Annotated in this window: 27 protein-coding genes and 3 pseudogenes; 17 read left to right on the top strand and 13 right to left on the bottom strand. The window is 70.9% G+C overall.

Translation table 11 applies throughout. The features are described from left to right. Positions 1 to 7: 7 nt before the first annotated feature. The gene (locus tag ACF1CT_RS00220; protein WP_391781485.1) at positions 8 to 712 is read right to left on the bottom strand and encodes a glycerophosphodiester phosphodiesterase; all 705 of its coding nucleotides are present in this window, start codon (positions 710 to 712) and stop codon (positions 8 to 10) included. Positions 713 to 734: 22 nt separating this feature from the next. Further along, positions 735 to 1,769, bottom strand: coding sequence for an adenosine deaminase (locus ACF1CT_RS00215; RefSeq protein ID WP_391781484.1), 1,035 nt, complete (start codon positions 1,767 to 1,769; stop codon positions 735 to 737). A 132-nt stretch (positions 1,770 to 1,901) separates the two neighbouring features. Here ACF1CT_RS00215 and ACF1CT_RS00210 point away from each other — a divergent pair, with 132 nt between their 5' ends. Next, complete coding sequence (locus ACF1CT_RS00210; RefSeq protein WP_391781483.1) at positions 1,902 to 2,618, top strand: DUF4190 domain-containing protein; 717 nt, start codon at positions 1,902 to 1,904, stop codon at positions 2,616 to 2,618. Between the two features lie 492 nt (positions 2,619 to 3,110). Here ACF1CT_RS00210 and ACF1CT_RS00205 read toward each other — a convergent pair whose 3' ends face one another. Next, positions 3,111 to 3,416 carry a hypothetical protein gene (locus ACF1CT_RS00205; protein WP_030556942.1) on the bottom strand — a complete coding sequence of 102 codons (306 nt, stop codon included), beginning with the start codon at positions 3,414 to 3,416 and terminating at the stop codon, positions 3,111 to 3,113. Between the two features lie 140 nt (positions 3,417 to 3,556). Between ACF1CT_RS00205 and ACF1CT_RS00200 the strand changes: the two genes are divergently transcribed. Next, positions 3,557 to 4,129, top strand: coding sequence for a winged helix-turn-helix domain-containing protein (locus tag ACF1CT_RS00200; protein ID WP_391781482.1), 573 nt, complete (start codon positions 3,557 to 3,559; stop codon positions 4,127 to 4,129). Positions 4,130 to 4,136: 7 nt separating this feature from the next. On the opposite strand, the gene ACF1CT_RS00195 is transcribed toward ACF1CT_RS00200, so the two are convergent. After that, complete coding sequence (locus ACF1CT_RS00195) at positions 4,137 to 4,808, bottom strand: cysteine hydrolase family protein (RefSeq protein ID WP_391781481.1); 672 nt, start codon at positions 4,806 to 4,808, stop codon at positions 4,137 to 4,139. A 59-nt stretch (positions 4,809 to 4,867) separates the two neighbouring features. Here ACF1CT_RS00195 and ACF1CT_RS00190 point away from each other — a divergent pair, with 59 nt between their 5' ends. From ACF1CT_RS00190 to ACF1CT_RS00180, 3 genes and pseudogenes are all read left to right on the top strand, one after another. Beyond that, complete coding sequence (locus tag ACF1CT_RS00190) at positions 4,868 to 5,398, top strand: PadR family transcriptional regulator (RefSeq protein ID WP_391781480.1); 531 nt, start codon at positions 4,868 to 4,870, stop codon at positions 5,396 to 5,398. Between the two features lie 63 nt (positions 5,399 to 5,461). Continuing rightward, a pseudogene (locus tag ACF1CT_RS00185) lies at positions 5,462 to 5,977 on the top strand (transposase); the annotation flags it as partial. A 2-nt stretch (positions 5,978 to 5,979) separates the two neighbouring features. Then, a pseudogene (locus ACF1CT_RS00180) lies at positions 5,980 to 6,363 on the top strand (transposase); the annotation flags it as partial. 418 nt (positions 6,364 to 6,781) lie between these two features. On the opposite strand, the gene ACF1CT_RS00175 reads toward ACF1CT_RS00180, so the two are convergent. Next, on the bottom strand, positions 6,782 to 6,916 hold the full coding sequence (locus ACF1CT_RS00175) for a hypothetical protein (RefSeq protein WP_391781479.1): 135 nt from the start codon (positions 6,914 to 6,916) through the stop codon (positions 6,782 to 6,784). Between the two features lie 30 nt (positions 6,917 to 6,946). After that, positions 6,947 to 7,930: a LysR family transcriptional regulator gene (locus tag ACF1CT_RS00170; protein WP_391781478.1), complete on the bottom strand. Its 984-nt coding sequence runs from the start codon at positions 7,928 to 7,930 to the stop codon at positions 6,947 to 6,949. A gap of 101 nt (positions 7,931 to 8,031) precedes the next feature. Here ACF1CT_RS00170 and ACF1CT_RS00165 point away from each other — a divergent pair, with 101 nt between their 5' ends. After that, a complete protein-coding gene (locus tag ACF1CT_RS00165; RefSeq protein WP_391781477.1) occupies positions 8,032 to 9,375 on the top strand; it encodes an MFS transporter in 1,344 nt (447 codons plus the stop codon). A 363-nt stretch (positions 9,376 to 9,738) separates the two neighbouring features. On the opposite strand, the gene ACF1CT_RS00160 is transcribed toward ACF1CT_RS00165, so the two are convergent. Genes ACF1CT_RS00160 through ACF1CT_RS00150 form a run of 3 tightly spaced genes read right to left on the bottom strand, consistent with a single transcriptional unit; the run spans position 9,739 to position 10,923 of the window. After that, on the bottom strand, positions 9,739 to 10,086 hold the full coding sequence (locus ACF1CT_RS00160; RefSeq protein WP_391781476.1) for a hypothetical protein: 348 nt from the start codon (positions 10,084 to 10,086) through the stop codon (positions 9,739 to 9,741). Between the two features lies 1 nt (position 10,087). After that, entirely contained in the window at positions 10,088 to 10,627 is a 540-nt protein-coding gene (locus ACF1CT_RS00155) for an IS3 family transposase (protein WP_391781475.1), read from the bottom strand. Continuing rightward, the gene (locus ACF1CT_RS00150) at positions 10,624 to 10,923 is read right to left on the bottom strand and encodes a transposase (RefSeq protein WP_391781474.1); all 300 of its coding nucleotides are present in this window, start codon (positions 10,921 to 10,923) and stop codon (positions 10,624 to 10,626) included. Before ACF1CT_RS00150 ends, ACF1CT_RS00155 begins: the two co-directional genes overlap by 4 nt. Before the next feature lie 620 nt (positions 10,924 to 11,543). Between ACF1CT_RS00150 and ACF1CT_RS00145 the strand changes: the two genes are divergently transcribed. The 8 genes from ACF1CT_RS00145 to ACF1CT_RS00110 all read left to right on the top strand — a co-directional run bounded on the left by ACF1CT_RS00145 (position 11,544) and on the right by ACF1CT_RS00110 (position 19,201). Continuing rightward, the gene (locus ACF1CT_RS00145) at positions 11,544 to 12,269 is read left to right on the top strand and encodes a class I SAM-dependent methyltransferase (protein WP_391781473.1); all 726 of its coding nucleotides are present in this window, start codon (positions 11,544 to 11,546) and stop codon (positions 12,267 to 12,269) included. A 49-nt stretch (positions 12,270 to 12,318) separates the two neighbouring features. Further along, positions 12,319 to 12,792 carry a zeta toxin family protein gene (locus ACF1CT_RS00140; RefSeq protein ID WP_391781472.1) on the top strand — a complete coding sequence of 158 codons (474 nt, stop codon included), beginning with the start codon at positions 12,319 to 12,321 and terminating at the stop codon, positions 12,790 to 12,792. A 421-nt stretch (positions 12,793 to 13,213) separates the two neighbouring features. Continuing rightward, positions 13,214 to 14,473 carry an NAD(P)/FAD-dependent oxidoreductase gene (locus ACF1CT_RS00135; protein WP_391781471.1) on the top strand — a complete coding sequence of 420 codons (1,260 nt, stop codon included), beginning with the start codon at positions 13,214 to 13,216 and terminating at the stop codon, positions 14,471 to 14,473. After that, a complete protein-coding gene (locus ACF1CT_RS00130; protein WP_391781470.1) occupies positions 14,470 to 15,198 on the top strand; it encodes a DUF1365 domain-containing protein in 729 nt (242 codons plus the stop codon). The genes ACF1CT_RS00135 and ACF1CT_RS00130 overlap by 4 nt, the downstream gene beginning before the upstream one ends. Next, complete coding sequence (locus ACF1CT_RS00125) at positions 15,195 to 16,547, top strand: class I SAM-dependent methyltransferase (RefSeq protein ID WP_391781469.1); 1,353 nt, start codon at positions 15,195 to 15,197, stop codon at positions 16,545 to 16,547. The genes ACF1CT_RS00130 and ACF1CT_RS00125 overlap by 4 nt, the downstream gene beginning before the upstream one ends. Then, positions 16,544 to 17,839 carry a class I SAM-dependent methyltransferase gene (locus tag ACF1CT_RS00120; RefSeq protein WP_391781468.1) on the top strand — a complete coding sequence of 432 codons (1,296 nt, stop codon included), beginning with the start codon at positions 16,544 to 16,546 and terminating at the stop codon, positions 17,837 to 17,839. The genes ACF1CT_RS00125 and ACF1CT_RS00120 overlap by 4 nt, the downstream gene beginning before the upstream one ends. Beyond that, on the top strand, positions 17,836 to 18,657 hold the full coding sequence (locus ACF1CT_RS00115) for a DUF1295 domain-containing protein (protein ID WP_391781467.1): 822 nt from the start codon (positions 17,836 to 17,838) through the stop codon (positions 18,655 to 18,657). Before ACF1CT_RS00120 ends, ACF1CT_RS00115 begins: the two co-directional genes overlap by 4 nt. Positions 18,658 to 18,679: 22 nt before the next feature. After that, positions 18,680 to 19,201 carry a hypothetical protein gene (locus ACF1CT_RS00110; protein WP_391781466.1) on the top strand — a complete coding sequence of 174 codons (522 nt, stop codon included), beginning with the start codon at positions 18,680 to 18,682 and terminating at the stop codon, positions 19,199 to 19,201. Between the two features lie 63 nt (positions 19,202 to 19,264). Here ACF1CT_RS00110 and ACF1CT_RS00105 read toward each other — a convergent pair whose 3' ends face one another. Together ACF1CT_RS00105 and ACF1CT_RS00100 are read right to left on the bottom strand one after the other, a co-directional pair. Further along, complete coding sequence (locus ACF1CT_RS00105; protein WP_391781465.1) at positions 19,265 to 19,924, bottom strand: fasciclin domain-containing protein; 660 nt, start codon at positions 19,922 to 19,924, stop codon at positions 19,265 to 19,267. A 70-nt stretch (positions 19,925 to 19,994) separates the two neighbouring features. Further along, positions 19,995 to 21,596, bottom strand: coding sequence for a sulfite oxidase (locus ACF1CT_RS00100; protein ID WP_391781464.1), 1,602 nt, complete (start codon positions 21,594 to 21,596; stop codon positions 19,995 to 19,997). A gap of 335 nt (positions 21,597 to 21,931) precedes the next feature. On the opposite strand from ACF1CT_RS00100, the pseudogene ACF1CT_RS00095 reads away from it, so the two are divergent. Next, positions 21,932 to 22,458, top strand: a pseudogene (locus tag ACF1CT_RS00095) (RNA polymerase sigma factor). Positions 22,459 to 22,863: 405 nt separating this feature from the next. On the opposite strand, the gene ACF1CT_RS00090 reads toward ACF1CT_RS00095, so the two are convergent. Both ACF1CT_RS00090 and ACF1CT_RS00085 read right to left on the bottom strand, forming a co-directional pair. After that, complete coding sequence (locus ACF1CT_RS00090) at positions 22,864 to 23,616, bottom strand: anti-sigma factor domain-containing protein (protein WP_391781463.1); 753 nt, start codon at positions 23,614 to 23,616, stop codon at positions 22,864 to 22,866. Continuing rightward, on the bottom strand, positions 23,613 to 24,197 hold the full coding sequence (locus ACF1CT_RS00085) for a sigma-70 family RNA polymerase sigma factor (protein WP_391781462.1): 585 nt from the start codon (positions 24,195 to 24,197) through the stop codon (positions 23,613 to 23,615). The genes ACF1CT_RS00090 and ACF1CT_RS00085 overlap by 4 nt, the downstream gene beginning before the upstream one ends. Positions 24,198 to 24,337: 140 nt before the next feature. On the opposite strand from ACF1CT_RS00085, the gene ACF1CT_RS00080 reads away from it, so the two are divergent. Both ACF1CT_RS00080 and ACF1CT_RS00075 read left to right on the top strand, forming a co-directional pair. Beyond that, complete coding sequence (locus ACF1CT_RS00080; RefSeq protein ID WP_391781461.1) at positions 24,338 to 24,799, top strand: low temperature requirement protein A; 462 nt, start codon at positions 24,338 to 24,340, stop codon at positions 24,797 to 24,799. Positions 24,800 to 26,639: 1,840 nt separating this feature from the next. Continuing rightward, the gene (locus ACF1CT_RS00075; protein ID WP_391781460.1) at positions 26,640 to 26,987 is read left to right on the top strand and encodes a hypothetical protein; all 348 of its coding nucleotides are present in this window, start codon (positions 26,640 to 26,642) and stop codon (positions 26,985 to 26,987) included. Positions 26,988 to 26,993: the final 6 nt, after the last annotated feature.

Here is a 26,993-nt window from a genome sequence, read left to right as displayed (position 1 = left end):
GGACCGGTCAGCGGCGGCGGGCGGCGGGGGAGTCGTCCAGCACGCGGCGCAGGACGTCGATCCGGTTGGTGGTGATCGAGTCCACGCCGGTCCCCACGAGGCGGCGCATGGTGCGCCCGGTGTCGACGGTCCATACGGAGACCAGCACCCCGTCCCGGTGCAGACGCTCCGTCAGGGCCCGGTCCACCAGGCCGAACCGGTAGTTCAGCCAGCGCGGTCGCACCGCGTCGAGCAGGGCGGCGCCCGGCGGCGCGAGCGTCGTCCGGGTCAGCGCGATCTCGGCGGACGGATCGGCGGCGCGCACGCGCAGCATGGCCCCGGCGCCCGCGCAGTAGTACGCCCGCTCACCGGCCCCGCAGGCGCGCACCACGTCGACGGTCCGGCGCACCGAGTCGTCGGTGGAACCGGGAAGATCGACCATGACGCGCTGGTTCCCGGAGGCGAGCAGGGCCTCGTGCAGGGTGGGCACGCCGCCGGCGGTCAACTCGGTGAGCTCGTCGTGGGTCAGCCGGTCGAGCCGCAGGTCGTGGCCCCAGAGCCGGTCCAGCGTGGCGTCGTGGAGCAGGACCGGCACCCCGTCGCGGGTGACCCGCACATCGATCTCGACCGCGTCCGCGCCGTGGGCGAGCGCGGAGCGGATCGAGGCGAGGGTGTTCTCGCGGACACGGTACGGATCGCCGCGATGGGCCACGGCGGTGACGGAGGAGGCCATGGGGCCATTGTGACGACCCGGGTCACCGGCCGGCGCGCTCCAGCCAGTCGTTCGTGTAGGTGTCGATCTCGGCGGCCAGGGCCCGCTTGCCCGCCGGGTCGAGGAACGAGGCCTCGACCGCGTTCTTCGCCAGCGCCGCGAGACCCCGTTCGTCCAGGCCGAGGAGGCGGGCGGCCACCCCGTACTCGTTGTTGAGGTCGGTGCCGAACATCGGCGGGTCGTCGCTGTTGATGGTGACCAGGACCCCCGCCCGCACCATCTCCTTCACCGGGTGCCGCTCGATGTCGGTCACCGCGCGGGTCGCGATGTTCGAGGTCGGGCACACCTCCAGCGGGACGCGGTGCTCGGCGAGGTGCGCCAGCAGCCCCGGATCCCGGACGGAGCTGGTGCCGTGCCCGATGCGCTCGGCGCGCAGGTGGGTCAGCGCGTCCCAGACGGTCTGCGGCCCGGTCGTCTCCCCGGCGTGCGGCACGGAGTGCAGGCCCTCGGCGATCGCCCGGTCGAAGAACGGCTTGAACTGCGGGCGTTCCACCCCGATCTCCGGTCCGCCGAGCCCGAACGAGACGAGTCCCTCGGGCCGCAGGTCCACGGCGAGCCGGGTGGTCTCCTCGGCAGCCTCCTGACCGGCCTCGCCCGGGATGTCGAAGCACCAGCGCAGGACCACCCCGAGTTCCGCCTCGGCGGCCTTGCGGGCATCCTCTATCGCCTCCATGAAGCCCTGCTCCGGGATGCCGCGCCGGGTCGAACTGAACGGGGTGACGGTCAGCTCCGCGTACCGGATGTTCTGCCGGGCCATGTCCCGGGCGACCTCGAAGGTCAGCAGCCGGACGTCCTCCGGGGTGCGGATCAGATCCACGACGGAGAGGTAGACCTCGATGAAGTGGGCGAAATCGGTGAAAGTGAAGTAGTCGGCCAGCGCCTCGGGGTCGGTGGGGACCTTGGAGTCCGGGTGGTGCGCCGCCAGCTCGGCGACGATGCGGGGCGAGGCGGAACCGACGTGGTGGACGTGGAGTTCGGCCTTGGGCAGCCCCGCGACGAAGGGGTGCAGGTCGGTCATCGGACTCTCCTGAGAAGTGGGACGGAGGGGCTGCCGGGCGCGGTCGCCGGGCGGGGACGGGGATCATCGTAGGCCGGGACTCCCGGCACCGGACCGGGCCGTAGCATGACAGGACCACGATGGGGGAGGCCCATGTCTGACAACACACAGCAGCCCGAGGACGGGGCTGCAGCGCACGACCCATGGGCTCCGCCGGGCAGCAGGGTGCCACTGGACAAGCCGGTCGGTGACCCCGGGCCGCCCGCCGTGCACGACCAGCCGACGGTCGCCGCCATGCCGGGGAGCGGGAACGCCCCCGACCCCTTCGCCGCCCCCGGCCCCTTCGCCGGCTCCGCCCCGGCGTCCGGCCCCGCCCCGGCGCCGGGAGCGGGGATCGGTCAGGTGCCGCCGCCGCCGATCGCGCCCAACGGCCCGGGTCAGCAGGTCCCGCCGGCCGCGGGGCAGTACGGCTACCCGGCCGCGCCCGCCCCGCAGTACGGATATCCGGGCTACTCCGGCTACCCCCAGGCGCCCTGGGGCGGCCCTCCGCCGGCCAACGGCATGGGGACGGCGGCCATGGTCCTCGGCATCCTGGCCATCTGTACGTTCTGCCTGTACGGGATCACGAGCATCATCCTGGGCGTCCTCGCCCTGATCTTCGGCATCCTGGGGCGCGGGCGGGTGCAGCGCGGGGAGGCCAACAACAGCGGTCAGGCCCTCTCCGGGGTCATCATGGGGGCCATCGGTATCGCCATCGGCGTGGCGGTCGTCGCCTTCTTCGTCTGGCTGTTCGTCAACCACGCCGAGGAATTCGAGGACGGCACCTACGACCCGTACGCCACCTCTCTGGTCGTCGACGCCACCCGCTGAGGGCCCTTTCGTGGGGGGGGGGGGGGGGGGGGGCGGGGGGGGGGGGGGCGCGGGCGCCCCCCCCCCCCCCCCCCCCCCCGACCAGTCCGTTCAGGGAGCGGACTGTGCACTGCAACCCGGCCCATATACACCAGATTTGAGCCGGTGCCACGCTTACGGAGCTTTGCCACTGGTTCCTCTCGTATGCCCTCTGATCTCGCTCGCCGGACCCGGCCCGTCTGGTAGTTCCGAGCCGTCCCGGCTTTGTCAGCGCTGCTTCCCGCCCTCCCCGGCGTCTCCCCCGGGTCAGACTGCGCTCAGCTCCCACCAGGCTGCTCCGACAGCCTGGCGAGGAGGTGTTACACCTCCTTCGATTCACCGCGCCTCACGGCGCACCGGCACCTCGTGGCGCACCCACCCGTTACGACAAGACTGCGGAGTCCTTCCAGGCAGCTGCCACTCTCGCGTCGCTCCTGATGTGGGCATGATGTTCTGGCGGTGAGCGGCGGGTCATCAGAGATGGAGCTCCGTCTCCCAGTCCTCGAAGGGCGGCTCGACCCGATAGCTCGGGTCGCAGCACACCCGAACCCACTGCGCGACCCGGTACTGCGCCTCTCCGTCGTTCAGCACCATGCCGTCGGCGTCGATCTGCAGCACATTGCTATAGATCGCGAAGACCTGTTCCAACGAGGAGCCGGAGTGAAAAACGGTCGAGCGATAGTCGAACCCATCGAGCAGGTCCAGGTCGAGGGTGCCGTTCGCCAAGTAGAAAGCGAAGAGCCGGAGCGAAGCGCGCACGTCGACAGAAAGATGTTCCACCAAGGCATCGTGCACAGCTAAGAGGCCGTCTTGGCAAGATCTTTTGAAGACACTTCCTACTGATCTTTTCGTAAGTTCGGTGGGTGTGGTGGTCTTGTCGGTGGGAGGCTGTCGGGGTGTCCTAGCGACCTTCGGCCTCTGTGTCTGGTTCTTCCCTTCCTCCTTTGTCGCGGCCGCAGTTGGCGGAGGCGCGTCGTGTTCGGGCTGTCGAGTCATTTGAGGAGGGCGGGTCGAATGTGGAGATCGCGCGGGTGGTGGGGGTGTGTGCGGAGAGCATGCGGCGGTGGAGGCGTGTGTGGGAGGAAGGCGGTGCCCCGGCCTTGCGGCGGCGCTCGGCCACCGGTCGCCCGCCCAAGCTGGACGGCCCGCAGGTGGAGAAGGTGCGGGCGGCGTTGGAGCAGGGCGCCCAGGCCCATGGGTTCGAGGCCGATCTGTGGACCTTGGAGCGAGTCGGTCTGGCCGTCGAGCGGGTGACGGGGGTGTCGCTGTCGCGGGCGACGGTGTGGCGTCTGCTGACCGGCCGGCTGGGGTGGAGTCTGCAGCGGCCGGAGCGTCGGGCGGTGGAGCGGGACGAGTCCGAGATCGCCCGCTGGATCGCCCACGAGTGGCCGCGCATCATCAACCACAACCAGCAGCTGCCGTGGTCCTTCCTCGCCCACACCGGCCTGACCATCCACCCACCAAACCCACCGAACTTACGAAAAGATCAGTAGTGCCGCATCAGGCAACGTTCGCCCTGTCGGCGACCTCTCGTAGGCGGGCGTCGGCTGCGGCCAGTTGATTCGTGATCTCCTCGGCGGTCAAAACGAGTGCGAAGCCTTTGCGCAGGACGGCGAGTTCTGGCTCCTGCCGAGACTCGTCGTCGGTGGCCGTGACATCTGCCCCGAACGCGACCTTGTAGCCGCGCTCGTATGCCTGCCGGGCCGTGGTGCCGCAGCAGTAGTTGGTGAGCGTTCCCGTGACAATGACCGTGTCGCGGCCGAGGTTGCGGAGCATCGTGTCGAGCGGGGTGTCGTGGAACGCGCCGTACGAGGGCTTACGGATCAGGGCCTCGTCTGGGCGGCGGCCCATCTGGTCCCATACCTCGGCTGGGCCCGGCCGACGCCAGTCGGTGTCGGAATGCGGAAGGTAACGCAGGGCCTTCGGCCGGTCCAGTCCGAGATGCGTGTCGTCGAAGATGGTCCAGATCACCGGGACCGAGGCGGATCGGCATCCCTCGACCAGGCGACGCAGTGTTGGCGCCATCCGGGTCGCCGCCGGCACCCAGTAGGGGCTCCAGCCGGGCCGGACGAATTCATCCTGCATGTCGATGACCAGTAGCGCTGTCCGCTCCGGCCGTACATCAAAGGATGCCCGGCCGTGCTCGTAGGCGTCACGCGCCCGAGCGGTCACCCATTCCTCGGTATACGACACCCTTACTCCAATACATCGATTCGAGGTACCTCGTTTCGATGTGCGAGAGTAGCAGCATGCTGGAACTCGCGATCCTGGGATTCCTGGCCGACGGGCCACTGCACGGCTACCAACTGCGCCGCCGTATTGCGCACTTGTCCGGCCGCGCCCGACCGGTCAGCGACGGCAGCCTCTATCCAGCAATCAACCGGCTCGTCAACGCAGGGCTACTGGATCGCAAAGCCGAGCCAGGCGCCTCGGCCGCCCAGCGGCACACCCTGAGCCTGACCTCCGTCGGCCGCACCGAGCTCTTGGGCCGGCTGCGGAATGCCGACGGCCTGGACATCAGCGACAGCACCCGGTACTTCACCATCCTGGCCTTCCTCTCCCAACTCCCCGACACCGCCGACCAGCACGCGGTGCTGCGCCAACGCCTGGAATTCCTGCAACAGCCCGCAAGCTTCTTCCACGACGGGGAGCGCCCACTGCGCGCTGAGGACACCGACGACCCTTACCGTCGTGGCATGCTCACCATCGCCCGCGCCACCAGTCACGCGGAACGGTCCTGGCTACGAGAGGTGCTGGACTGACGACACCCACAGACCCCGCCGTTCTACACCCTGGACGCTCCCACTTCCCGCGAGACTGTGCGGGTGGCAGAACCAGTAAGCGTCCTTGAAATCGATGACGACGAGGGCAGGCGGCTTCTGCGGATCATCCGCCGTGGCACCGGGTCGGTGGTGACCTGGCGGCGGGCACAGATGGTGCTGCTGTCCGCGCAGGGCATGCCGGTGGCGAAGATCGCCGACGTGTCGTTCACCAGCGCGGACCGGGTCCGGGACGTGATCCACAACTTCAACGCCGACGGCTTCGACTCGCTCTATCCGAAGTACAAGGGCGGCAGACCGAAGACCTTTACCTTGCCCGAGCGTCGCGAGACCAAGAAGATCGCCAAGTCCACGCCGGCCGAGCACGGCCTTCCGTTCTCGATCTGGAGCCTGAGCAAGCTGGCGGAGTTCCTGGTCGCAGAGGGGGTGGTCGACGACATCAGCCACGAGGGCCTGCACATCCTGCTTCGCGAGGAAGGCGTCTCCTTTCAACGCATAAAGACCTGGAAGACCTCCCGTGCCCGCGACTACGCAACTAAGAAAGCACGGGGCGAGCATCTCTAAAGCGCCTGACCGGCGTCGACGAGATGGTCATCTCGTTGGCTGCGAAGGGCCTGGCCACCGGCGAGGTTCAGGCCCACCTGCCCGAGGTCTACGGCGCTGAGGTCTCCCGCCAGACCATCTCCACGATCACCGACAAGGTGCTGGAGGGCATGGCCGAGTGGCAGAGCCGCCCGCTCGATGCCGTCTATCCGGTCGTCTTCATCGATGCCATCCACGTGAAGATCCGCGACGGTGCGGTCGCCAACCGGCCCGTCTATGTGGCCCTGGCCGTCACCACCGAGGGCCGACGCGAGATCCTCGGGCTGTGGGCCGGCGACGGCGGCGAGGGCGCCAAGCACTGGATGCACATCCTCACCGAGATCAAGAACCGCGGCGTCGGCGACGTGCTCGACTACGGCAGGTGCGTGGCGTACTCCTCGCACGCGGCGCGGGTCTGGTGGAGGGCGAGCTGGGCGTCGCGTAGATCCTGGGGGAAGCGGTAATCGGGCACACGGCAATGCTGCGTCTGTTCGAATATCGGATGCGAGCGACGTGCCGGGCACTCCGCTCGCGATCCGGCACACGAGCGCCCGACCGGCCCGGCGTAGGACGAGGCGGGCGACGGGCCTCTTCCGGAGATGGGTCTGCCGCGGTGGAGCCGGGCCACGGTGTGGAGCCGCCGTGGCGGCGGAGGTGCGCACCGGGGAGGCAGTCGCGGTGGTCTTGGCCGCCTCGACCGTGTCGTCGGCCGGGCCTGGCGGCGGCCGACGACACGGTCGAGGCGGTGGTGGGCTTCGGGGTAACGGCTGGTGTCCCGTTGTCCTACGGGTGCTGGATCCACCAGAAGCCGAGGCCGACGATGCCGTTGCCGGTGGCGCAGGCGGCGCCGCGGAGGGCGCTGGAGAGCAGGGCGTGGTGCCCACCCCGAAGGAATCTGGCCCCTGCCCCTCGAAGCACGTCGGGACGGCATCCAGAGCGTGCTCGGCTTCATAGCGCCGGCCGCCGCAGCGTGGGGCGCCGGCGCCTCTCGACCCCGATGGCGTCGGCCGGTCGGCCCGGAGAGCTGATTCCGGGGCCCAGGTCCTTCGCGAGGGCCACCGCGAGCGCCCGGAAGATCCGCACCTCCGGGTTGTCGTCACCGGCCCGCACCGCGAGGTAGCTGCTCTCCCACGGTGCGTCGAGGACGGGTACGAAGACGGCACCCGGCCACGCGTAGTACCGCGCGAAGGAACGCAGGCCGGAGCCCGCGGCCCGCCCGGTGACGACGCCGGTCAGTACCTCCTGCGGGGTGACGGCCAGCTCGGAGCTGCGGCGCTGGGCGCGGTCGTCGAAGTACAGGTACTCGGTGAACGAGTGGGGGGTGTGGCCCGGAACACGGAACAGCGGCAGCTCGGTGAGGTCCGCCATGCCAACCCCGGTCGCCCGGGCGTCGGCCAGCGGCGACCGTTCGTGCACGACGACGATCCGCTGCTCGGTGGTGAGGACATCCGCAACGATCCGCTCGTCGTCCGGGCCAGGCCGCACGAAGGCCACGTCCACCCGGTCCTCCACCAGCGCGGACACATGCTCCGTGAAGTCCAGCTGCCGGATCCCCACCCGCACCTCGGGCCGGGCCCGCCGGTAGGCGTTGATGGCCGCGGGTGTCAGTTCCGCCGAACCGTGCCCCATGATTCCCACCCGCAGAGGCCGCCCGCCGTCGGCCTCCCGCGTGACGTCCGACAGGTCGTCGAGCGCGGCATGCGCTGCGTCGAGCAGGGTGCGCGCGTGCCCGGCGAGCCGCACCCCCGCGGCCGTCGGCACGACGGGGGAGACGGACCGGTCGAGGAGCCGCACGCCGAGCTGGCTCTCCAGACGGCGTACGTGCTGGGTGACGGCGGGGGGCGACAGGAAGAGCCGCGCCGCGGCCCGCCCGAAGTGCCCCTCCTCGACAACCGCCAGGAACGACGACAGAAGCCGCAGGTCAAGCACCATGCATCCGAGAGTAGACGAGGGCCCGGCCAGGTGGCGCGGGCCCTTCACGAATCGTGAACGTACGGTGCGGGCCGAACGGTCGGGCACATACGAATGGGGACATGACCTCACCCCCTGTCACCGCCCCTGTCGGCGCACTACCTGCGGCCGGACCCCGGGGCGCCCGCGCCGCATGGATCATGCTGGCCTCCGGCTGGAGCGCCAACCAGTTCTCGGCCCTGCTCGGCGCCTACCGCGGTCACCTCGGCCTCACCGAGTCCACTGTGACCGGGCTGTTCGCGGTGTATGTGGTCGGTCTGATCCCGGCGCTCCTGGTCGCGGGCCCTCTCGCCGACCGCAGGGGACGGCGCCCGGTGGCGCTCACCGCCCTCGCCCTCAACGTCCTGTCCACCCTTCTCCTCATGGCCGGCGCAGTGTGGGGAGGCGTCTGGCCGCTGTTGTCCGGCCGCTTCCTGACCGGTGTCAGCGCGGGCGCGCTGCTGGCCGCGGGCAGTGCCTGGATCAAGGAACTCTCCGGCTCGCCCCGCCGCCCCGGCCTGTTCGTGTCCGCGGGCTTCGCGACGGGCGGCATCGCGGCGGCACTCATCGCGAAGTGGGCGCCCTGGCCGATGGTGACGGCGTACGTTCCACACGTCGTCCTCGGGGTGGCGGCGGGATGGCTCGCACTGGCCGCACCGGAGACCGCCGGACCGGCCCCGGCCCACGGCTCCGAGGCCGCCCACGCACACGCGGTCCACCGCTTCCGGCGTACGGTGCTGCCCGTGGCGCCCTGGGTCTTCACGGCCCCCACCATCGGCTTCGTCACGCTGCCGAGCACCCTTCACACCGGTCTGGTCCTCACGGGCGTCGCCACGGCCGTCGTCCCCGGAACCGGTCTGCTCACCGCACGGCGGGCTCCGTCCACACCCACCTCGGGCCTTCTGGCCGTCGCGGCCGGCACGGCGACCGCCGCCGTCGCGGCGGCGACGGAGAGCGAGCCCCTCACCCTCCTCGCCGCAATCGTTCTCGGCGCGGCCTACGGGCTGATCCTCGCCCACGGCCTCACCCGGACCGCGGCCCTCGCCCCGCCCCACCGGCTCGCCCGCTGGACGGCCCGGTTCTGGACAGCGGCGTACCTCGGCATGTTCACCCCGTACGTCCTCACCCTCCTCGGCCACGTCACGACGGTGCCGGTACTGCTGACCGCCGTCGCACTGCTCGCCCTCGCCCACGCCGGGATCGGCGTGTACCAGGCCCGACGGACGGCGCGACGCCGCACGCCCCCCTCTGTCGACCGGCAGGGTCTTCCTGCCGCCGGGCCTGCCTCCGGCCGCTGTGCCCCGGGCCCAGAGGCGACCGGAGCACAGCTCAGAGCCGGATCTCAGCCGACTCGACCACATCGTCGACGGTCATACCGAACCGGAGCGGTCCGACGCCGACAGCCGGCGAGCAGGACCACTCGTTGAGGAGAGCCCGTCGTCATCACGATTGACAACCGGCTGCCCACCCGGTCCTGACACCTGCGGCCGCTTCGCGTCGAGGCGGCCGCGCCGCAAGCGCGTCATCGGCTGGCCAGGCGATGACGCGCGGCGGACCCGGTGTAGTGCTCAGCCGTAGCGACGATGATGCCGGCTGAGGTGGCTGGAGGGCTTGCTGTCCTGGCTGCGCGCTCCTGTCGTGCCCGGCGCAGGGCTGCGGCGTGGGAGGCGTAGGCCTGGCGGCGGCGCTCGGCGCGGGCCTGCCCGATCGGGGCCAGCGCATCGTCCGGTGCGGGCGGCTCGGGGGAACGCCCGGCGTGAAGTTTCCCCGTGATCTCGGACACGTGATCGTTATGCCGCGAGGGCGTGCTGGTGCCGCTGCCTGGTCTCGGTCGGGGTGAGGTAGCCGAAAGTCCGTTGCTTTCGCAGGCGGCGGCGGTTGCAGAAGGTCTCGATGAAGGAGAAGACCTCGGCTCGGGCGGTGGCCCGGCCGGGCCAGATACGGGTGTCGATCTCCTCCTTGAGCAGGGTCCAGAAGCTCTCCGCGGCAGCGTTGTCGAAGCATGATCCGGTGCGTCCGCGGCTCTGCCGCAGTCCCGACTTCCCTATTCGGTCCCGGAACTGGGCTGACGTGTATTCACTGTCGCGATCGCTGTGGATCACGCAGCCGGGCTCCAGGGCGCCCCGGCCGTGGGCCATGTCAAGAGCGTCGACGACGAGTTCGGGCGCGGTGGTGGTCGGCCATGGCGTGGCCGACGGCCTCGCGGGTGGCCAGGTCCAGCCGGCAGGCGAGGTGGAGCCGGCCTTCGGCGGTGGGCAGGCAGGTGATGTCGCCGACCAGCCCGGTCCCGGGCCGCTCGGCGTGGAAGTCGCGGCCGGTCAGGTCCGGGGCCGGCTCCGCCTTCACGTCCGGCCGGGTCAGCGAACGCCTCTTGCGCCGGGTGACACCGCGGATGTCGCGCTCACGCATCACACGGGCGACGCGCCTGCGGTTCACCCGCCGGCCCGGGCGGCGCAGTTCGGCGTGGATGCGCGGGACACCGTAGGCGTGCCGGGAGGCGATGTGCACCACGGTGATCTCGTGCGCGAGCGCATCGTCGGCGGCCTGCCGGGCATGGCGGGCGGCCTCGCCCTCGCGCCGGGCGCAGCAGGAGGAGCGGGCGGCTTTCAGCACCCGGCACAACAGAACGATCGGGTAATTCGCCTTCTCCGCATGGATCAACCGGTACAGCTCACTCACCGGTCGTTCTCCTTCACGAAGAAGGCGGTCGCTTTTTTCAGGATCTCGATCGTCTGCTGCTGTTCACGGACCTCCTTGCGCAGCCGCTTGAGCTCCTCGCGCTCGGCGCTGGTCAGCTCACCGGACTCGCCCTCGCCCCGGTCCGCCTTCGCCCGGCGGCACCAGCCGCGCAGGGATTCCGGGCTGATCCCGAGCTCCCGGGCGACGGCGGTGACCGTCCTGCCCGAGGAACCGACGAGCGCGATCGCGTCCCGCCTGAACTCCTCGGTGTACCGCTTCGTGTACTTGCTTCCCACCTGGTGCTGCTTCCTCTGGAACCTCAAGATCCCAGTCCCCAGGTGTCCACGATCAAGGGGAAGCTTCAGTTTGTCCTGTGCCATGGAAGTTTGATCTTTGCCGTCGAAGCTTGACCATCAGTAAGTTCGTGCCATCGAAGTTTGATCAGTACGGAGTGCGGGTGGTCAGGGGTGGGGGCAGGACAGCTCGCGGAGGCGTACGCGAATCCGGACCTCGCTGCGTTCGAGCTGAGGTTCCTGGAGGAGGCGGTACGGGTTCGGCGGTCGTTGGGGGCGTGCCGCGATGTGCGCTTCGAGTACGCGGAGCCGGTGCGCCCGTTCCGTTGGCCCAAGGGCGGGGAGAGCTTCGCGGGCTGGTACTTCTGCGCCACGACCGGCGGGCACATCGGCTACGAGTCGTGGCTGGAGCGGGACCGGCTGATCCTGCTGGACGCCGATCCGCAGGTCCGGGGCATCGCCCTCCAGCGCGTCGCGAAGGCCAGCGGCCGCTCGCCGCAGGACCTGGCTCACCCTGACAACCGTCACGAAGCTCTACATCACCCTCGCCCGGGAAGCCCGGCCGGCCGAGTCCGGCGAAACTCAGTAGCTCTTCGAGGTCGGCTCTGCATACGTTCGGCCGCATGGCTGACGACTGCTTCGGGCATCCACGACTCGCCGCGATCTACGATCCGCTCGACCCCGACCGCAGCGATCTCGATGCCTACCTCCGGATGACCGAAGAGTTCGGGGCGCGCCAAGTTCTGGACATCGGCTGCGGCACAGGGGTGTTCGCACTGCTCCTGGCCGACCGCGAGGTCGACGTCGTCGGCATCGATCCCGCCCAGGCATCCGTCGACGTCGCCCGGGCCAAACCGGGCAGTGAGCGAGTGCGCTGGATCTGCGGTGACGCCACTGCCCTCCCGCCACTGCAGGTCGACCTCGCGACGATGACAGCGAACGTCGCCCAGGCCATCGTTGATCCGGGCAGCTGGCAGAAGACGCTTCAGAGAGCCTACGAGGCACTACGGCCCGGCGGGCACCTGGTCTTCGAGACCCGCGATCCGGCCAGACGCGCCTGGGAAGAATGGACCCGCGAGCACTCCTACCGCGTGACGGAGATCCCGGGCGTCGGCTCCGTCGAGAGCTGGGTCCAGCTGATCGAGGTGAGCCAGCCTCTCGTGACCTTCCGCTGGACCTGCGTCTTCGCCGCGGACGGACAGGTGCTGACCTCGGAATCAACGCTGCGCTTCCGGGAGCGCGACGAGGTCGAGACGGACTTGGTCGCCCACGGCTACGTGGTGCAAGACGTCCGTGATGCGCCTGACCGGCCAGGCAAAGAGTTCGTCTTCCTCGCACGACGCCCCTGACACAGTGATCCACGCCAGTCAGACTTCGATGGCACACGCTCAAAGTTCGATGTCACAGGACCATGAGCAGCTGCTCATGGAAGGCCGGTTGGAACCGCATGTCACCTGGACGGTGCTGAGCGAGGAAGAGCACGAAGACCTACTGCACCGGCTGATCCTTCCGGCGGCGGCCAAGAAGGCCGTACGGCAGGATCAGCCGGTTGTGGTCGGTGGCCCGCCCGGAGCGGGGAAGACGGCGGTCGCCGACCTGGCCCAGGCGGCCCTCGACCACTGCGGCGGCGCCGTACGGATCGGCCGCGCGACCTCTGCCAGGCGGCCCACCGCCAGCACCCCGCGCTCTTGGAGGCGCACACGCGTACCACTGGCGCCGGAGTTCGCCCCGGCACGAGCCGTTGGCAGGCCAGCCTGGCGGCGCTGGCCGCCCGTCGTCCCGATCGGTGTCGTACTCGGCCTGTGCGCTCAGCACAGTGGCGGGCGCAGTGAGGTGGTCGTGCGTCTTGCCCTCACAGAAGGGGGAGGTTGAGCCAGCGACGGGTCCTCCGGATTCCGGCCCGTGCTGGCGATAGCCCGTACACATGACCGTCTGTCAGGGGCGTTGGGGAGAAACGGCCGGTCATCCGCAGTGGCGAAAACCGGAGACGGTGGCGTCGTGAGGACAGTGCGCGGGACGGCTGGAACGCCGCCCGGGGAGTATGGGGTACGAGGCGCCAGGGCTGGTGTCATGGGCCGCCTGCGGAGGTTCGCTGTCGGAGCCGTGACTGCCTGGGGCGTGGGCGGGGAGCCCGGCACCGAGTGACCGATTCCCGTACGCCTCTGCCCCCTGGCCCCGCGGCTCGCCGACTGTGCCCGTGAGGCTCCTCGGTATCTGATCCGTCTCCTCGCCAATCCGCGGCGCGACCTGCTCCGGATTACGCGTGGACCTGATCGCGAATGTGGGAGGAAAGATGAGGCGGACAGCGGTGGTGGGCTCTGGTGTGGCGGGACTGACCGCCGCGTACATCCTGGGCCGGACCTGTCGCGTCATCCTGTACGAGGCCGATGACCGGCTGGGCGGGCACGCGCACACCCATGAGCTGACCTCGTCGTACGACGGGAGGGTGCACCGCGTGGACTCCGGGTTCATCGTGCACAACCGCCGTACCTATCCGTATCTGCTGCGTCTCTTGGACGAGCTCTGTGTCGCCACGCAGGAGTCGGAGATGAGCATGTCGGTGCGGTGCGAGGAGTGCGGCCTGGAGTACGCCGGCGCCCGGGGCCCCACCGGACTGCTCGCCCGGCCCCGCAGCGTCCTGCGCGCGTCATACCTGCGGCTGCTCGCTGAGGTGCCCGCGTTCCACCGAGCGGCCCGCAAGCTGCTCGCCTGCGAGGGGCGACAGGACCTCACCCTGGGCGAGTTCCTGGACCGGGAGGGCTTCTCGGCCTACTTCCGCTCCCACTTCATGACGCCGGTGGTGTCGGCCGTGTGGTCCTGCGACGCCGTCACCGCGCAGCGCTACCCGGCCGCCTACCTGTTCCGCTTCCTGGAGCACCACGGGATGCTGTCGGTCGGCGGATCACCGGTGTGGCGGACCGTCACCGGCGGTTCCCGTGAGTACGTCGACCGGGTCGCCAAGCAGGTGGGCGAGATCCGCACCGGCACGCCCGTCCGGGCCGTGCGCCGCCACGCGGACGGTGCCGAGGTGACCGCCGAGGACGGGACCACGGAGTCGTACGACTCCGTGGTGATCGCGGTCCATCCGGACCAGGCGCTGCGGCTGCTCGCCGATCCGACCGACCGGGAGCGGGAGGTGCTCGGCGCGTTCCGCTACTCGCGCAACACCACCCTCCTGCACACCGACACCAGGCTGCTGCCCCGCGCCCGCGGCGCCCGGGCCTCCTGGAACTACCTCATGCCGTCCTGTACGGCGGGCGCCGACAGGGTGCGGGTCAGCTACGACATGAACCGGCTGCAACGCCTTGACGCCGCCGAGACGTTCGTCGTCACCCTGGGCGGTGAGGACCGGATCGACCCCGGCCGGGTGCTGGCCCGCATGGTCTACGAACACCCCGTCTACACGCCGGAGTCGGTGGCCGCTCAGCGGCGGCTGCCCGAGCTGGCCGGCGCCGTCTGCGTGTTCGCCGGCGCCTATCACGGCTGGGGTTTCCACGAGGACGGCTGCCGCTCCGGCGTCGAGGCCGCCGCCGCCCTGGGGGCGCGCTGGTGAACGCCGCCCTGTACGCCTGCACGATCCGCCATGTGCGCACCACCCCTCGGCGGTACGTGCTGCGCCACCGCACGTACATGTGGCTCATCGATCCCGACCGCCCGCCCCGACTGCCCCTTCCGCTGAGGCCGTTGGCCCGGTTCGACCGCCGCGACCACTTCACCGGTGACCAGCCGTCCCTCCGCGCGGGCCTCGACGCCTTCCTCGCCGCGCACGGTCTCGACCTGGAGGGCGGTCCGGTGGTGATGCTCACCCACGCCCGGGTGTTCGGGTACGTGTTCAACCCGATCACCCTCTACTGGTGCCACGGCCCCGACGGCGAGCCGCGCTGCGTGGTCGCCGAGGTCCACAACACCTACGGCGGCCGCCACAGCTACCTCCTGCACCCGGACCGGACCGGGGCGGCTTGCGCCGACAAGGAGTTCTACGTCTCGCCGTTCTTCCCCGTCGACGGCCGCTACCGCATGCGACTGCCGAGACCGGGACCCCGGCTCGACCTGACCCTGCACCTGGACCGCACCGACGGCCGCGCCCTGACGGCCACCGTCCACGGCACCCGCCGCGCGGCGACCGTCCCGAACCTGCTGCGGCTGGCCCTGCGCCACCCGTGGTCCACCCTCGCCGTGCCGGCCGCGATCCGCTTCCACGGCATCCGCCTCTACCTGCGTGGCCTGCCTGTCCAGCCCCGAACCGACGACCACCGCGCCCCGGAGAACGTGACATGAGAACTGCCGAGCCCCGAAGCGCCGCCGCGCCCGCCGGGACCCCCGCTGACGTGCCGGTCGACGTGCCCGCCCAGGTCCCTGCCGGCGTGCCGGCCGACGCGCACGCCGACGCACGGACCCATGCCGCCCGTTGGCCTGCCGTGGCCGCCGTACCCGCCTCCTCATGGCCGCGTACCGCAGTGACCGGCGCACTGGTCCGCCGGGCCCTGAGCGGACTGCCGCTGCGGGCCCGGTTCGCCGGCCGTGACGACATCGGCGCGGGCGGCCCGCTCCTGGAGGTGTACGACCCGGCGGCCTTCCATGCCCGGATCGGCACCGCCGGTCTGGTCGGCTTCGGCGAGTCCTACATGGCCGGCGAGTGGGACGCCCCCGACCTGGTCGCCGCCCTCACCGTGCTCGCCGGACACGCGGCCGACCTGATCCCGGCCCCGCTGCAACGCCTGCGCGGACGGTGGGCCCTGCGGCACCCGCACGAGGAGCGCAACACCCCCGACGGCTCCCGCACCAACATCAGCCGCCACTACGACCTCTCCAACGACCTGTTCGCCCTCTTCCTCGACGACACCCTCAGCTACTCCTCGGCCGTCTTCCGCGGTTTCCCGGCGAGTTGGGATCTCATGGAGGCCGCCCAGCACCGCAAGATCGACCGGCTGCTCGACCTCGCCGACGTCGGCGAGGGCACCCGGCTGCTGGAGATCGGCACCGGCTGGGGCGAGCTGGCCCTGCGCGCCGCCGCCCGCGGCGCCCGCGTCACCTCGCTCACCCTCTCCGCCGAGCAGCGGGCCCTGGCCCTGGAACGCGTGCGCGCGGCGGGAGCCGAGGACCGCGTCACGATCGAGCTGTGCGACTACCGGGAGGCGGGCGGGGAGTACGACGCCGTCGTCAGCGTGGAGATGATCGAGGCGGTCGGCGCGGAGTTCTGGCCGGCCTACTTCCGCACCCTCGACGAACGGCTCGCCCCGGGCGGCCGGGTGGCACTCCAGGCGATCACCATGCCCCACGAGCGCATGCTCGCCTCCCGTGACACCTTCACCTGGATCCACAAGTACGTCTTCCCCGGCGGCCTCATCCCCTCCACCGAGGCGATCGAGGACACCGCCCGCGACCACACCCGCCTCCGCCTGACCCGCCGCGACGCCTTCGGCGCCCACTACGCCGAGACCCTGCGCCTGTGGCGGGAGCGGTTCACCGCACGCGCCGAGGACGTCGCCGCCCTCGGTTTCGACGAGACCTTCCGCCGCCTGTGGACCTTCTACCTGGCCTACTCCGAGGCCGGGTTCCACTCCGGCTACCTCGATGTCCAGCAGTACCTGTTCACCAAGGAGAACAAGGAGAATCCCGCCCGATGAACACCCTCGCCCGGCCCGGTGCCGCCCACCTGCTCACCGCCCTCGCCGAGGACGCGCTCGGCGGCCCTCTGCCGCTGCGCCTGCGCGCCTGGGACGGCAGCGAGACCGGCCCGGGCGACGCACCCGTCGTGGTGGTGCGCTCCCGGCGCGCGCTGCGCCGACTGCTGTGGCAGCCCGGCGAGTTGGGCCTTGCACAGGCGTACGTCACCGGCGAACTCGATGTCGAGGGCGACCTCGCCGAGGGGCTGCGGACGATGTGGGCGGCCCAGCGGGAACGGGGGCTGCGCCCGCCCCGGCCTACGTCCGCCGACCGGGCCCGCGCGCTCGTCACCGCCGTACGCCTCGGTGTCGTGGGCCCCCCACCGCCCGCACCCACCTGCCAGGCCCGGCTGCGCGGCGGCCTGCACAGCCGGGCCCGCGACCGGGCCGCAATCAGCCATCACTACGACCTGTCCAACGACTTCTACGGTCTCCTCCTCGACGAGACCATGGCCTATTCCTGCGGCTACTGGGCCGGCGACGAGCCCGGCTTCACCGTCGTCGACGCCCAGCGGGCCAAACTGGAGCTGATCTGCCGCAAGCTGGCCCTGGAGCCCGGTGCCCGGCTGCTGGACATCGGCTGCGGCTGGGGTTCACTCGCTCTGCACGCGGCCGAACGGCACGGCGCCCAGGTCACCGCCGTCACCCTGGCCCGGGAGCAGGCGGCGTACGTGCGCGGCCAGGTGCGCGAACGCGGGCTCACCGAGCGGGTGGAGGTGGTCTGCCAGGACTACCGGGACATCCAGGGCGGCGGATACGACGCCGTCTCCACCATCGAGATGGGCGAGCACGTCGGCGATGCCGAGTACCCGGCGTTCGCCACCGCCCTGCACCGGCTCGTCCGGCCGTCCGGGCGGGTGCTGGTGCAGCAGATGTCACGGGGTCCGGGCGCCCCGGGCGGCGGGGCTTTCATCGAGGCGTACATCGCCCCCGACATGCACATGCGGCCCCTCGGCGAGACCGTGGTCCTGCTGGAGGAGGCCGGTCTGGAGGTCCGGCACACGGAGTCGCTGCGCGAGCACTACGTCCGTACGGTCGCCGCCTGGCACCGCTCCCTGGAGGAGCGCTGGGAGGCGTTCACCGCGCTGGCCGGTGAGGAGACCGCCCGGGTCTGGCGGCTCTATCTGGTGGGTGCGGCACTGGCCTTCGAGGAGGCCCGGATGGGCGTCGACCAGATCCTCGCCGTGCGGCCGGGCCCCGGCGGCGCGGCCGGTATGCCGGCCACGTCAAACGCTTGGTACGAGGGCCTGTGAACACCTTCCCGTGGAGCGCGTTCGGGCTCAGCCTCATCTGGGCGGGCACCATGGCCTTGGCGGTCATGCTCGTCACCTTCGCCGTCGCGGTCCGCAAGGGCGTGCACCGGATCGTCGACGTGGCCTGGGGAATCGGCTTCACCGCCGTGGCTCTCACGGCCTTCGCCGTCTCCACCGGGCACGGTGATCCCGTACGGCGGCTGCTGGCGACGGTGCTGACGGCGGCCTGGGGGCTGCGCCTGGCGGTGCACATCGCCCGCAGGGGCCGGGGCCACGGCGAGGATCCGCGCTATGAGGCGATGCTCGCGAAGGCGCCGGGCAGCCGTAACGCGTATGCCCTGCGCATGGTCTATCTCCTGCAGGGCGCGCTGGTGTGGCTGGTGTCCCTGCCCGTGCAGGCGGCGCAGTACGTGCCCGGTCGGCCGTCGTTCCTGGCCTGGGCCGGAGTCGCCCTGTGGGCGGTCGGGGCCGGTTTCGAGGCGGTCGGCGACGCCCAGCTGGCCCGGTTCAAGGCCGATCCCGCCCACCGCGGCCGCATCATGGACCGGGGGCTGTGGGCATGGACCCGGCACCCCAACTACTTCGGCGACTTCTGTGTCTGGTGGGGTCTGTTCCTGCTCGTCTGCGACTGCCCGGCGGCGGCCGCCGTGTCCGCCGTGTCGCCGCTGGTGATGAGCCTCCTGCTGATCCGGGGCAGCGGAAAGCGGCTGCTGGAACGGCACATGGCCGACCGGCCCGGCTACGCCGAGTACCGGGCCCGCACCAGCGGTTTCTTCCCTCGGCCGCCGAAGCGGGGCACAGGCCGGGGGCGACGGTGACGGTCCGATCGAGAAAGGAGGCATGAGCGCGACCCACGGGGATGAGAAGTTCCCGATCGTGCCGCGGGACGACACCGAGTCCCTTCCGCAACCCGCAGTCCTGCTGCCCCGGCGGTGTCCGCCACTGCCCCAGGCCGCCGTACTCGTCCTGCACTGCGGGCAGGAGACGAGCGACAGTCCCACCAGCCCCCGGCAGCTCGCCGCCCTGCGGATGGACCCGGTCCTGCGGGCCGTGACCGGCGCGCTGCCCCACGAGGACGTCCTGCTCGCCCGGGTGCGTTACCGTCTGCGCGGCTCCCGGGCCGCGATACCGGCGTCCTTCACAGCGACGACGTCGGCGATCGAGGTACGGCCCCGGTCGGGCGCGGGCTGGTCGGCGCCGGCCGGGCCGCCGGACACGGCCGTGGTGCGGGGCGGCCCGCCGGTCTGCGGGGTGGACAGGGCCTCGGCGGCGGGTGCGGTCTGCGTGGTCATCGCGGGTTCCTCTCGTCTTCGTCCTCGATGGGCTCTCACTTCGTCAGACCCGGCCCGGGCGCGTCTGTGACGCGGGGCCGGAAACACATTCGGCGGGGTGCCACACCTGCGGCACCCCGCCGAAGACCCTGCGTCAGCCGGTGGGCATCAGGACGCTGTCGATGATGTAGACGGTGGCGTTGGCAGTGTGGACGTTTCCGCAGACCACCTTGGCGGAGTCGTTGACGGTGTAGGACTCGCCGGAACCGGAGGTGGTGAACTTCGACTTCTCCAGGGTGTCGAAGGAGCCCTGCTCCAGGTCCTTCGGCGCGAGCTTCCGGCCGACGACGTGGTAGGTGAGGATCTTCGTCAGCTGGGCCTTGTCGCCCAGGACCTTGTCCAGGGTGGCCTTGGGGATCTTCGCGAAGGCGTCGTTGGTCGGTGCGAACACGGTGATGTTCTGCGCGTTGTTGAGGGTATCGACCAGACCGGCCTTCTTCACCGCGGCGACCAGCGTGGACAGGGCCGGGTTGTTGGAGGCGGCCGTGGCGACCGGGTCCTGGGCCATGCCGTCGAAGGAACCGGCACCGCTCTTGGGCACCGCCGAACAGGCCGTACCGAAGGGCTGGTCCGCCGAGGTGGTGCTGCCGGAGCCGGCCATGCTGTCGTCCGGGGCGGAGGCCGACGCCGACGACTTCGACGAGGAGTCCGAGTCGGTGGAGTCGGAGCCGTTGTCGGAGCAGGCGCTCAGGGCGAGTGGCAGGACGGCCGCGGCGGCCAGGGTCACGGCGGTACGGCGGATACGGGTGTTCATAGTGTTTCTCCTGTTGGTTGGCGCAGCCTGAGCTGCCTTGACATGAGGAAGGGGAAGGTGGCTTGGGGGGTCAGTCGACGGTCACGACCACGGAGTGCCGTCCGCTGGCGCCGTCGGGGATGGTGCGGGTGCGTTTCTCGGTCTGCACCGCGCCGGTGCGGTCGGTGGCCCGGACGGTGAGGGTGTGGCCGCCCTTGGTGGCCCGCCAGGGCAAGGTCCACTGGCGCCAGGTGTCGGCCGTGTCCTCGGCGGCGAGCCGGGCTTCCTGCCAGGGGCCGTCGTCCACACGGACCTCGACCCTGTCGATGCCGCGGTGCTGGGCCCAGGCGACGCCTGCGACCATCACCGTGCCCGCCCTGGGCCGTGCGAAGGGCTTGGGCGTGTCGATGCGGGACTCCGTCTTGATGGGCGCCCTGCGGGCCCAGCCGCGCTTGACCCAGTAGGGGTCGTAGGCGGCGAACGTGGTGAGCTCGATGTCCTTGATCCACTTGCAGGCGGACACGAAGCCGTAGAGGCCGGGCACCACCATGCGGACCGGGAAGCCGTGGTCGAAGGGCAGGGGTTCGCCGTTCATGCCGAGGGCGAGGAGGGCGTCGCGGCCGTCCATCACGTCCTCGACCGGGCTGCCGATCGTCATGCCGTCCACGGAACGGGCGACCAGCTGGTCGGCCGGGCCGCCCTTGGAAGGAGGCCGCACTCCGCACTCGGCCAGCAGATCCGCCAGTCGTACGCCGATCCAGCGGGCATTGCCGGCGTAGGGGCCGCCGACCTCGTTGGAGACACAGGTCAGCGTGATGTCGCGCTCGACCAGGTCACGGCGCAGAAGATCGTCGTAGGAGAGGGTGACGGGACGAGTGACGCCCGTGCCGTGGATCCGCAGCTTCCAGGTCCTCGCGTTCACCTTGGGCACGACGAGGGCGGTGTCGACGCGGTAGAAGTCCGCGTTGGGCGTGACGAACGGGCCGAGGCCGGGGATCCGCAGTCCCGCGCCCTTCGGCACGGCCGGGGCTGGAGACGCGGGAGCGGGAAGCACCACGTTCCGCCGGGAGGCGACCGCGTCCCGGCCGCCGACACCCGCCAGGGGCCGGCCCAGCAGACCGGCTCCCGCCGAGGCCACGGCTGCCGTGCTCGCGGCGATCACGAAGCCGCGGCGGTCCCAATCGCCGCCAGACGGGGCCGTCGAGGGAGCGTGAGGTTCCGTGCGGGGTTCGAGGCGGCCCGTGAGTACGTACAGGAGTACCGCTCCGGCGGCGGCCCCGGCCACCGAGGGCAGCGCGTCCGTGACGCCGGCCGAGTCGGGCCTTCCGGTCGCCGCGAGCGCGCCCACGGCCCCGAACAGCAGCACAGCGACAGCCGCTGTGCGGCGGAACCACAGTCCGACAATTCCCGAGGACACCGCGAACAGCGCAAGGACCGCGAGGATTCCCAGCTGGAGAACCAGTTTGTCGTCGCTGCCGAAATTCCGGATCGCCCAGTCCTTGACCGCGGCGGGCGTGCGGTCGATCGCGGCGCCGCCGACGGCGACGACGGGACCGGCCTGCGGGCGGACCGCACCTGCCACGGCCTCGGCGACCGCGAGCGCTGCACACCCGGCCAGCGCACCGCTGAGCGCGCCCAGCAGCAGTCGCACCGGACCGGGTCGGCGGCGGGGATTCTTCTCGTTCTCGGTCACGTGGGGAATCCGGTCCCGAAATGCCGCCGGATTGGTCGCACCCACGATCGGATGAATTTTCATTTCCCGCCAACCCGCGCCCGGTTCGGCTACGGATGATTCATAAAACGTCTTTTCATTTCTCCGGTCGTCGAATGTGACGCCGTCCGTCCGCATCCGCCGGGCCCTCGCGGCCCGAAGTCGCGCGTAACGGGGACCGCACCGCAGTGTCCAACCTTCGGAGGACCCGTCTTCGGAAGGCCGGACGAGAGGAGCCGCCCAGTGGCGGGGCCCGCACACCGAGCGCACCACCCGGCAGCGCACCACCGGACACCTGGCCCGGCACGGACGACGCCCTGCTGGCGGTCCGTGCCGCAGAGGGTGACGAGGACGCGTTCGTCGTGCTCGTGCACCGGCACGCGCCGTCGCTGACCCAGCTCGCCACCCGTCTGCTCGGCACCCGGACCGAGGCGAAGGACGCGCGGTCCAGGACGCCTTCCTCAGCGCCTGGCGGCGGCTGCCCGAGTTCCAGGGACGCTCCTCCTTCGGCACCTGGACATACCGGATCGTCACCAACCGCTGCCTGAACGTGCTGCGTTCCCGCAGGCCCACGGCCCCGCTGGAGACGGCCGGGGACGTGCCCGCGGTCGAGCACAGCACGTCCCCGGCCCGGATCACCGAAGGCCGGGACGCGGTGCGCGAACTGCGCGAGGCCCTCGACCTGCTCTCGGCCGAACAGCGCACCTGCTGGGTACTGCGCGAACTGGACGGGCAATCCTACGAGTTCATCGCGGAAGCGGTCGGCATCAGTCAGGAGGCCGTCCGCGCCCGTGTCTTCCGCGCACGCCGTTGTCTGACACAAGCACTGGGGGCCTGGCGATGACCGACCGAACCGACCCCACCGCCGGGGCAGGGACCCGCTGCCGGGCGGTGCCGTGCCCGTCCTGTCCGGGCGCGCTGCTGCGCCGGCCCCCGGGCAGCCGGTCGGCGCCGGAGCCGACCGGGTCTGCTCCCTGTGCCTGCGAAGGGTGCGGATGGCGGCGACCGGGGTCGGGCTGTGGACCGCCCTGGTGCGATTGATGGCGACCGCGTCTGTGCCCCCGTGTGACCGGCTTCAGAGGAGTCCCGTGACCGTCACGGTCACCCGGGGCGGGGACTCGGCGGGGGCCAGGACACCCAGGCGGCGCCCCACGGCGTCGCGGACAGCGCGAGCCACGCCCACGGTCCGCGCCTGCCGGAGCGCCACGTTACTTTGCCGAATAGACCCGTACGCCGTAGCGGGCCGTGGTCAGCCGGGAAAGGTCATCAGGGCGAGCGGCGTGGTGGTGGGCTGCTTCGAGCCGCCGTCGGGTTCGACGGTGATGCCCATGCCCGACGCTCGGTCGACGCCGCCTTGCATCAGGACGGCCTGGTCACTGCGGTCGGGGTCCATCAGTCCGGCGGACCGCATGTTCCCACCGTCGTTGAACCAGAGTTGGTAGACCTTGCCGCCGGACGGACGGGTCATTCCCGAGACGGCGAACACGGCCCTGTCCCGGCTGTGGGAGACGACGACCGTGCCGGTGGCGCCTCCGGCCAGCCCGGCGGACCGCGTCCGGGCGTCCGGCGCCGCGAGTACGGCGGCGATCTCGTCGGTACTCCGGGACGCCTGGCGTGCCTCGGCGCGGGCGTCCGCAGCCTGCTGGTGCTGCCACACGGTCGTCACGCCGAGCGCCGCGGCCGCGGCGAGGCAGGCGGCGAGCGCCCACCGGGACAGCAGCCGGCCCTTCAGCCCGGCTCGCACCGGCAGAACCCGGACAGGCATGCCGGGCGTCTCCTGGCGGACCGTGGTAATCCGGCGCAGCACCTGCTCGCGCAGTGCCGGGGAGGCGGGCGCCGCGACGGCCAGTCCCAGCCGGGTCGCGGTCGCGCTCAGCTCGGCCGTTTCCTGCGCGCAGGATTCGCAGCCCACGAGGTGCCGTTCGAACGAGGCGTTCTCCTCGTCGGACAGGGCGTGCAGGGCGTACGCACCTGTCAGCCGGTGCAGGTCAATGGTCATCACGCGGTCACCCCCAGGCAGTCGCGCAGCCGGATCAGTCCGTCGCGCAGTCGGGTCTTCACGGTCCCCAGCGGGAGCCCCAGCGCCTCGGCGACCTCGCGGTAGGTCAGGCCCCGGTAATAGGCGAGAGTGACGGACTGGTGCTGGAGTTCGGTCAACGTGCGCAGGCAGCGCCGCACCTGCTCCCGCTCCAGGCGTGCCTCGACATGCTCGGCCACCTCGTCGTACTCCGGCACCTTGTCGAGCAGCGCGGCCTTGTGGTCCCGGGCCCTCGCGGCGTCCACCGAACGCACCCGGTCCACCGCCCGGCGGTGCGCCAGCGTGAGAATCCAGTTGACCGCGGTCCCGCGATCGGGCCGGTAGCGGGGAGCTGTCCGCCACACCTCCACCAGAACCTCCTGCGCCACCTCCTCCGACTGCGCGTGATCCCGCAGCACGGCACGCACGACGCCCAGCACCGGGCCCGCCACGATGTCGTACACGTGAGCGAACGCGTCCTCGTCCCCCAGAGCCACCCGCCCCACGAGTTCCTGCAGATCGGGCCCCGCGGAGGGGTTTCTGACAAGATGTACTACTTCTTTCACCGAGGGCCTCCACCGTCGGGACATGTCTGGCGTAATCCGTTCCTGCAGGCCACGTGGATTGGTTGTGCTCGTGACGAATTCGACGCTGCTACCTCACGTGAACGAAGCCACTCGTCACGACCACCGGTCTGCCCGGGCTCATGATCGGCTGCGGCTTCTGGTGGAACTACGCCGACCTGGTGTCCCGCCGCACGCCCCGCGATGCCGACCGCTCCCTGGCGACCTGGATCTTCGCCCACCTTCCGCTGGCCATGGCCATGGCGGCCGTCGGCGCCGGCATGGCCGGGATCGTGGAGCACGCCACCGACCACCGGAAACCCGCCGCCGTGAGCTGGCTGATGAGCGGATCCGTGGCCGCGATGCTGCTCACCACGGTCGTACTCCTGCCCACCCTGATCGACTACGACCACTACCCGTCCGCCTTCAAACCGGTACAAGCCGTACTGGCGGCGGCTTCTGCGGCGGCGCTCCTCGCCGGTTCGTCCCGCCCCGCCCCTGTCCTGGCTCTCGTGCTGGTGCTCCTCCTCTTCGCGGCGTGGGTCTTCGTGTTTGTTCGATGGCTGAGCCAAGGCCCTCTGATCAACGAGAGGCCGACCGGGTGACACCGAGCGGTCGGCCGAGCCTCGTCCCTTGGGGGGGGTCGCGGGCGGCGGAGGTCCTTGCCGGCAGGAACACCGGTGGGACTGTCCCTTCGCGGTGGCGAGGCCGTTGATGTCAGGGTTGTGCAGGACGGTGAGAGCGTCGCTGCCCGGCCGGGCCACGGCGAGCATGGCACGGCCGACGGTGTCCGTGGTGGTGATGTGCCGGGGGAAGAGCCGCTTGAGCAGGGAGTGGAGAGCTGCGGTGGCGCGATACATCCTTCGGTAGCCAGGGCGCCGGGCACTCCGCAGGGCGGGGAGTAGCGGTCCGGCATGTCACGCGACGCAGTGCGAGCGGCGTTGGCCGGATACCACGGTTCCAGCACCGGCGACGCGGCGCCACCAGGGCCACCAGGGCCACCTCAGAAGGTGACATGCAGAACGGGAGTCCTGCCTCCTCGTGAGCCAGGACTCCGCGGGAGGAATGCCTCGGCAGCACCGGTGACAGAGTCCGCGCTCAAGTGACAGATATCGCGCTCTGGCACAGAGCGCTCGACCGGCCCAGCGCGCAGGGGCGGGCCGGGGTGTCCCCGGTGTGGTTCAGCGACCGGCTGCGGCCTCTGGTTCGGGGTGGTGCCCTGGGCGCGCGTGAGGTCGCCTGGCGGTGGTGGGCTGGTCGTCGTGGAGGGGCTGGCGAGGTTCTCCGGAGGGCATTGGGAGGCAGGCCCCGAAGTGCCAGCAGCAGAGTTCCTCCGCTGGATTCTCAGCGGACGTGTGGTGTCGCACCGTCGCCAGGCGCCGGTACGAAGTCCGCTGCCTGACTGGCGTGTGCTCCGGACAGCCTCTCAGTACGCGGAGCGGGAGAAGGCGCGCCTGGAGGCGGAGCAGCGTCGCGCGCGTGACGAGAAACGGTCCTGGGAGAAACGGCAGGCTCTCCAAGCCCTTGCCGAGGACCGTCAGCACCAGGAGGACCGGGAGCGGGCAGCCCGCGGCGACCGTGCTGCCGCCGTCCGTTCCCTGGTTGCGAGACAGAGCGCCCTGCAGCTCCCGGTCGCCCGGTACGTCCACCGGACAACCGGGGCCTACCCGTTCGTGGAGGACCACGGCTCACACGAGTTCGCCATGGGTTTGCCGGTGTACATCGGGCAAGCCCCGTACGGCGTCATCTGCCCGGTGGCCAGCCGAATCTCGCCCGTCGGAGACCGCTTCGCCGAACTCGTCGTGTTCGTGGCTTCCCCGGGCGAGCGGCGACGCATCGCCGCGCAGCCCCTGCCCGGCCAACGCATCGAGGTCCTGGATGACGGTCAGACGCAGGCGCCGCCCCCTTGTCGGCCGCCCGCCGGAACAGGACCGTCTTCCCTTGCCTGGCGGTACTGCACAGTGACGCCGCGGCCTGACCGCCCGGCGGCTATGGCCCCGTTGGGGCACTGCGCGGTCCCTGCCCGGCACGGCGGGGCAAAGGAGACCGGCAGAGGTTCCCGCCTACCGTGCGCCAGGGTGTCCGTACCCGCCCGGTCACCGGCCGGCGGGGTCGCAGCCGCACCCGCGGTGGACATGGTTGCAGCTCGTTACCTGCGCAGCGGCAGGGGCTGTCGGGCGGCTCGGGGAACGCGTGGTGAGACAGCTTCCGCAGTACCGCAGTCTGCCGCTTCATCACTGGCGTGATGCCCGGGTCCACCCGGGACGGCTGGGTGGCCCGGAGGTGTGCCTCGATCGCGAGGCGGTGACTGTCCTGCGGTGTCCGGCGCTCCACCGGCGCGGCGGGTGCGGCCCGCTCCGACTCTTGTGGCCCGAAGTGTCCCTTGTGAGAAGGCCGACCGCCTACTTAGTGTGCCGTGGGACTCAACGAAAGGCTTTGATGCGGATGTTCAGGATCAGCAGAAAGACCATCGCGAGCGCGGCCGCCGCCCTCACCTTCACTGCCACTGGTGTGCTCGCCAGCGCCGGCCCCGCCGCAGCAGACGGAGTGTATGACACCTGCTTAGCGGGTAGGGCCTGCATCTGGTTTGCGCAGGGCGTCTACACGGGCAAGGTGTGGGTCTTCGAGGGCTGCGGTTACCACACCCTCAACGACAAGTTCAAGTGGGCCGAGGCCCACGGCAACCCCTTCAAGATCTTCTACAACAACGGCTCCACAGACACGGTGAACCGGTGGCAGGCCCGGAGCCTGGACGGAGTCAACGTAGCCAACCACGTAGAGATCTACTGCTGAATCCCC

This window comes from Streptomyces sp. NPDC014734 (assembly GCF_043083325.1).
Taxonomy (GTDB): Bacteria; Actinomycetota; Actinomycetes; order Streptomycetales; family Streptomycetaceae; genus Streptomyces.
This window is presented reverse-complemented; position numbering and strand designations above follow the sequence as displayed.

What these genes read in the sequence shown, in the direction of transcription:
- ACF1CT_RS00220 (WP_391781485.1), bottom strand. Translation starts at nt 712, where the DNA reads ATGGCCTCCTCCGTCACCGCCGTGGCCCATCGCGGCGATCCGTACCGT.
- ACF1CT_RS00215 (WP_391781484.1), bottom strand. Translation starts at nt 1,769, where the DNA reads ATGACCGACCTGCACCCCTTCGTCGCGGGGCTGCCCAAGGCCGAACTC.
- ACF1CT_RS00210 (WP_391781483.1), top strand. Translation starts at nt 1,902, where the DNA reads ATGTCTGACAACACACAGCAGCCCGAGGACGGGGCTGCAGCGCACGAC.
- ACF1CT_RS00190 (WP_391781480.1), top strand. Translation starts at nt 4,868, where the DNA reads ATGTGCGAGAGTAGCAGCATGCTGGAACTCGCGATCCTGGGATTCCTG.
- ACF1CT_RS00170 (WP_391781478.1), bottom strand. Translation starts at nt 7,930, where the DNA reads ATGGTGCTTGACCTGCGGCTTCTGTCGTCGTTCCTGGCGGTTGTCGAG.
- ACF1CT_RS00165 (WP_391781477.1), top strand. Translation starts at nt 8,032, where the DNA reads ATGACCTCACCCCCTGTCACCGCCCCTGTCGGCGCACTACCTGCGGCC.
- ACF1CT_RS00160 (WP_391781476.1), bottom strand. Translation starts at nt 10,086, where the DNA reads ATGGCCCACGGCCGGGGCGCCCTGGAGCCCGGCTGCGTGATCCACAGC.
- ACF1CT_RS00145 (WP_391781473.1), top strand. Translation starts at nt 11,544, where the DNA reads ATGGCTGACGACTGCTTCGGGCATCCACGACTCGCCGCGATCTACGAT.
- ACF1CT_RS00140 (WP_391781472.1), top strand. Translation starts at nt 12,319, where the DNA reads ATGTCACAGGACCATGAGCAGCTGCTCATGGAAGGCCGGTTGGAACCG.
- ACF1CT_RS00135 (WP_391781471.1), top strand. Translation starts at nt 13,214, where the DNA reads ATGAGGCGGACAGCGGTGGTGGGCTCTGGTGTGGCGGGACTGACCGCC.
- ACF1CT_RS00125 (WP_391781469.1), top strand. Translation starts at nt 15,195, where the DNA reads ATGAGAACTGCCGAGCCCCGAAGCGCCGCCGCGCCCGCCGGGACCCCC.
- ACF1CT_RS00120 (WP_391781468.1), top strand. Translation starts at nt 16,544, where the DNA reads ATGAACACCCTCGCCCGGCCCGGTGCCGCCCACCTGCTCACCGCCCTC.
- ACF1CT_RS00110 (WP_391781466.1), top strand. Translation starts at nt 18,680, where the DNA reads ATGAGCGCGACCCACGGGGATGAGAAGTTCCCGATCGTGCCGCGGGAC.
- ACF1CT_RS00105 (WP_391781465.1), bottom strand. Translation starts at nt 19,924, where the DNA reads ATGAACACCCGTATCCGCCGTACCGCCGTGACCCTGGCCGCCGCGGCC.
- ACF1CT_RS00080 (WP_391781461.1), top strand. Translation starts at nt 24,338, where the DNA reads ATGATCGGCTGCGGCTTCTGGTGGAACTACGCCGACCTGGTGTCCCGC.
- ACF1CT_RS00075 (WP_391781460.1), top strand. Translation starts at nt 26,640, where the DNA reads ATGTTCAGGATCAGCAGAAAGACCATCGCGAGCGCGGCCGCCGCCCTC.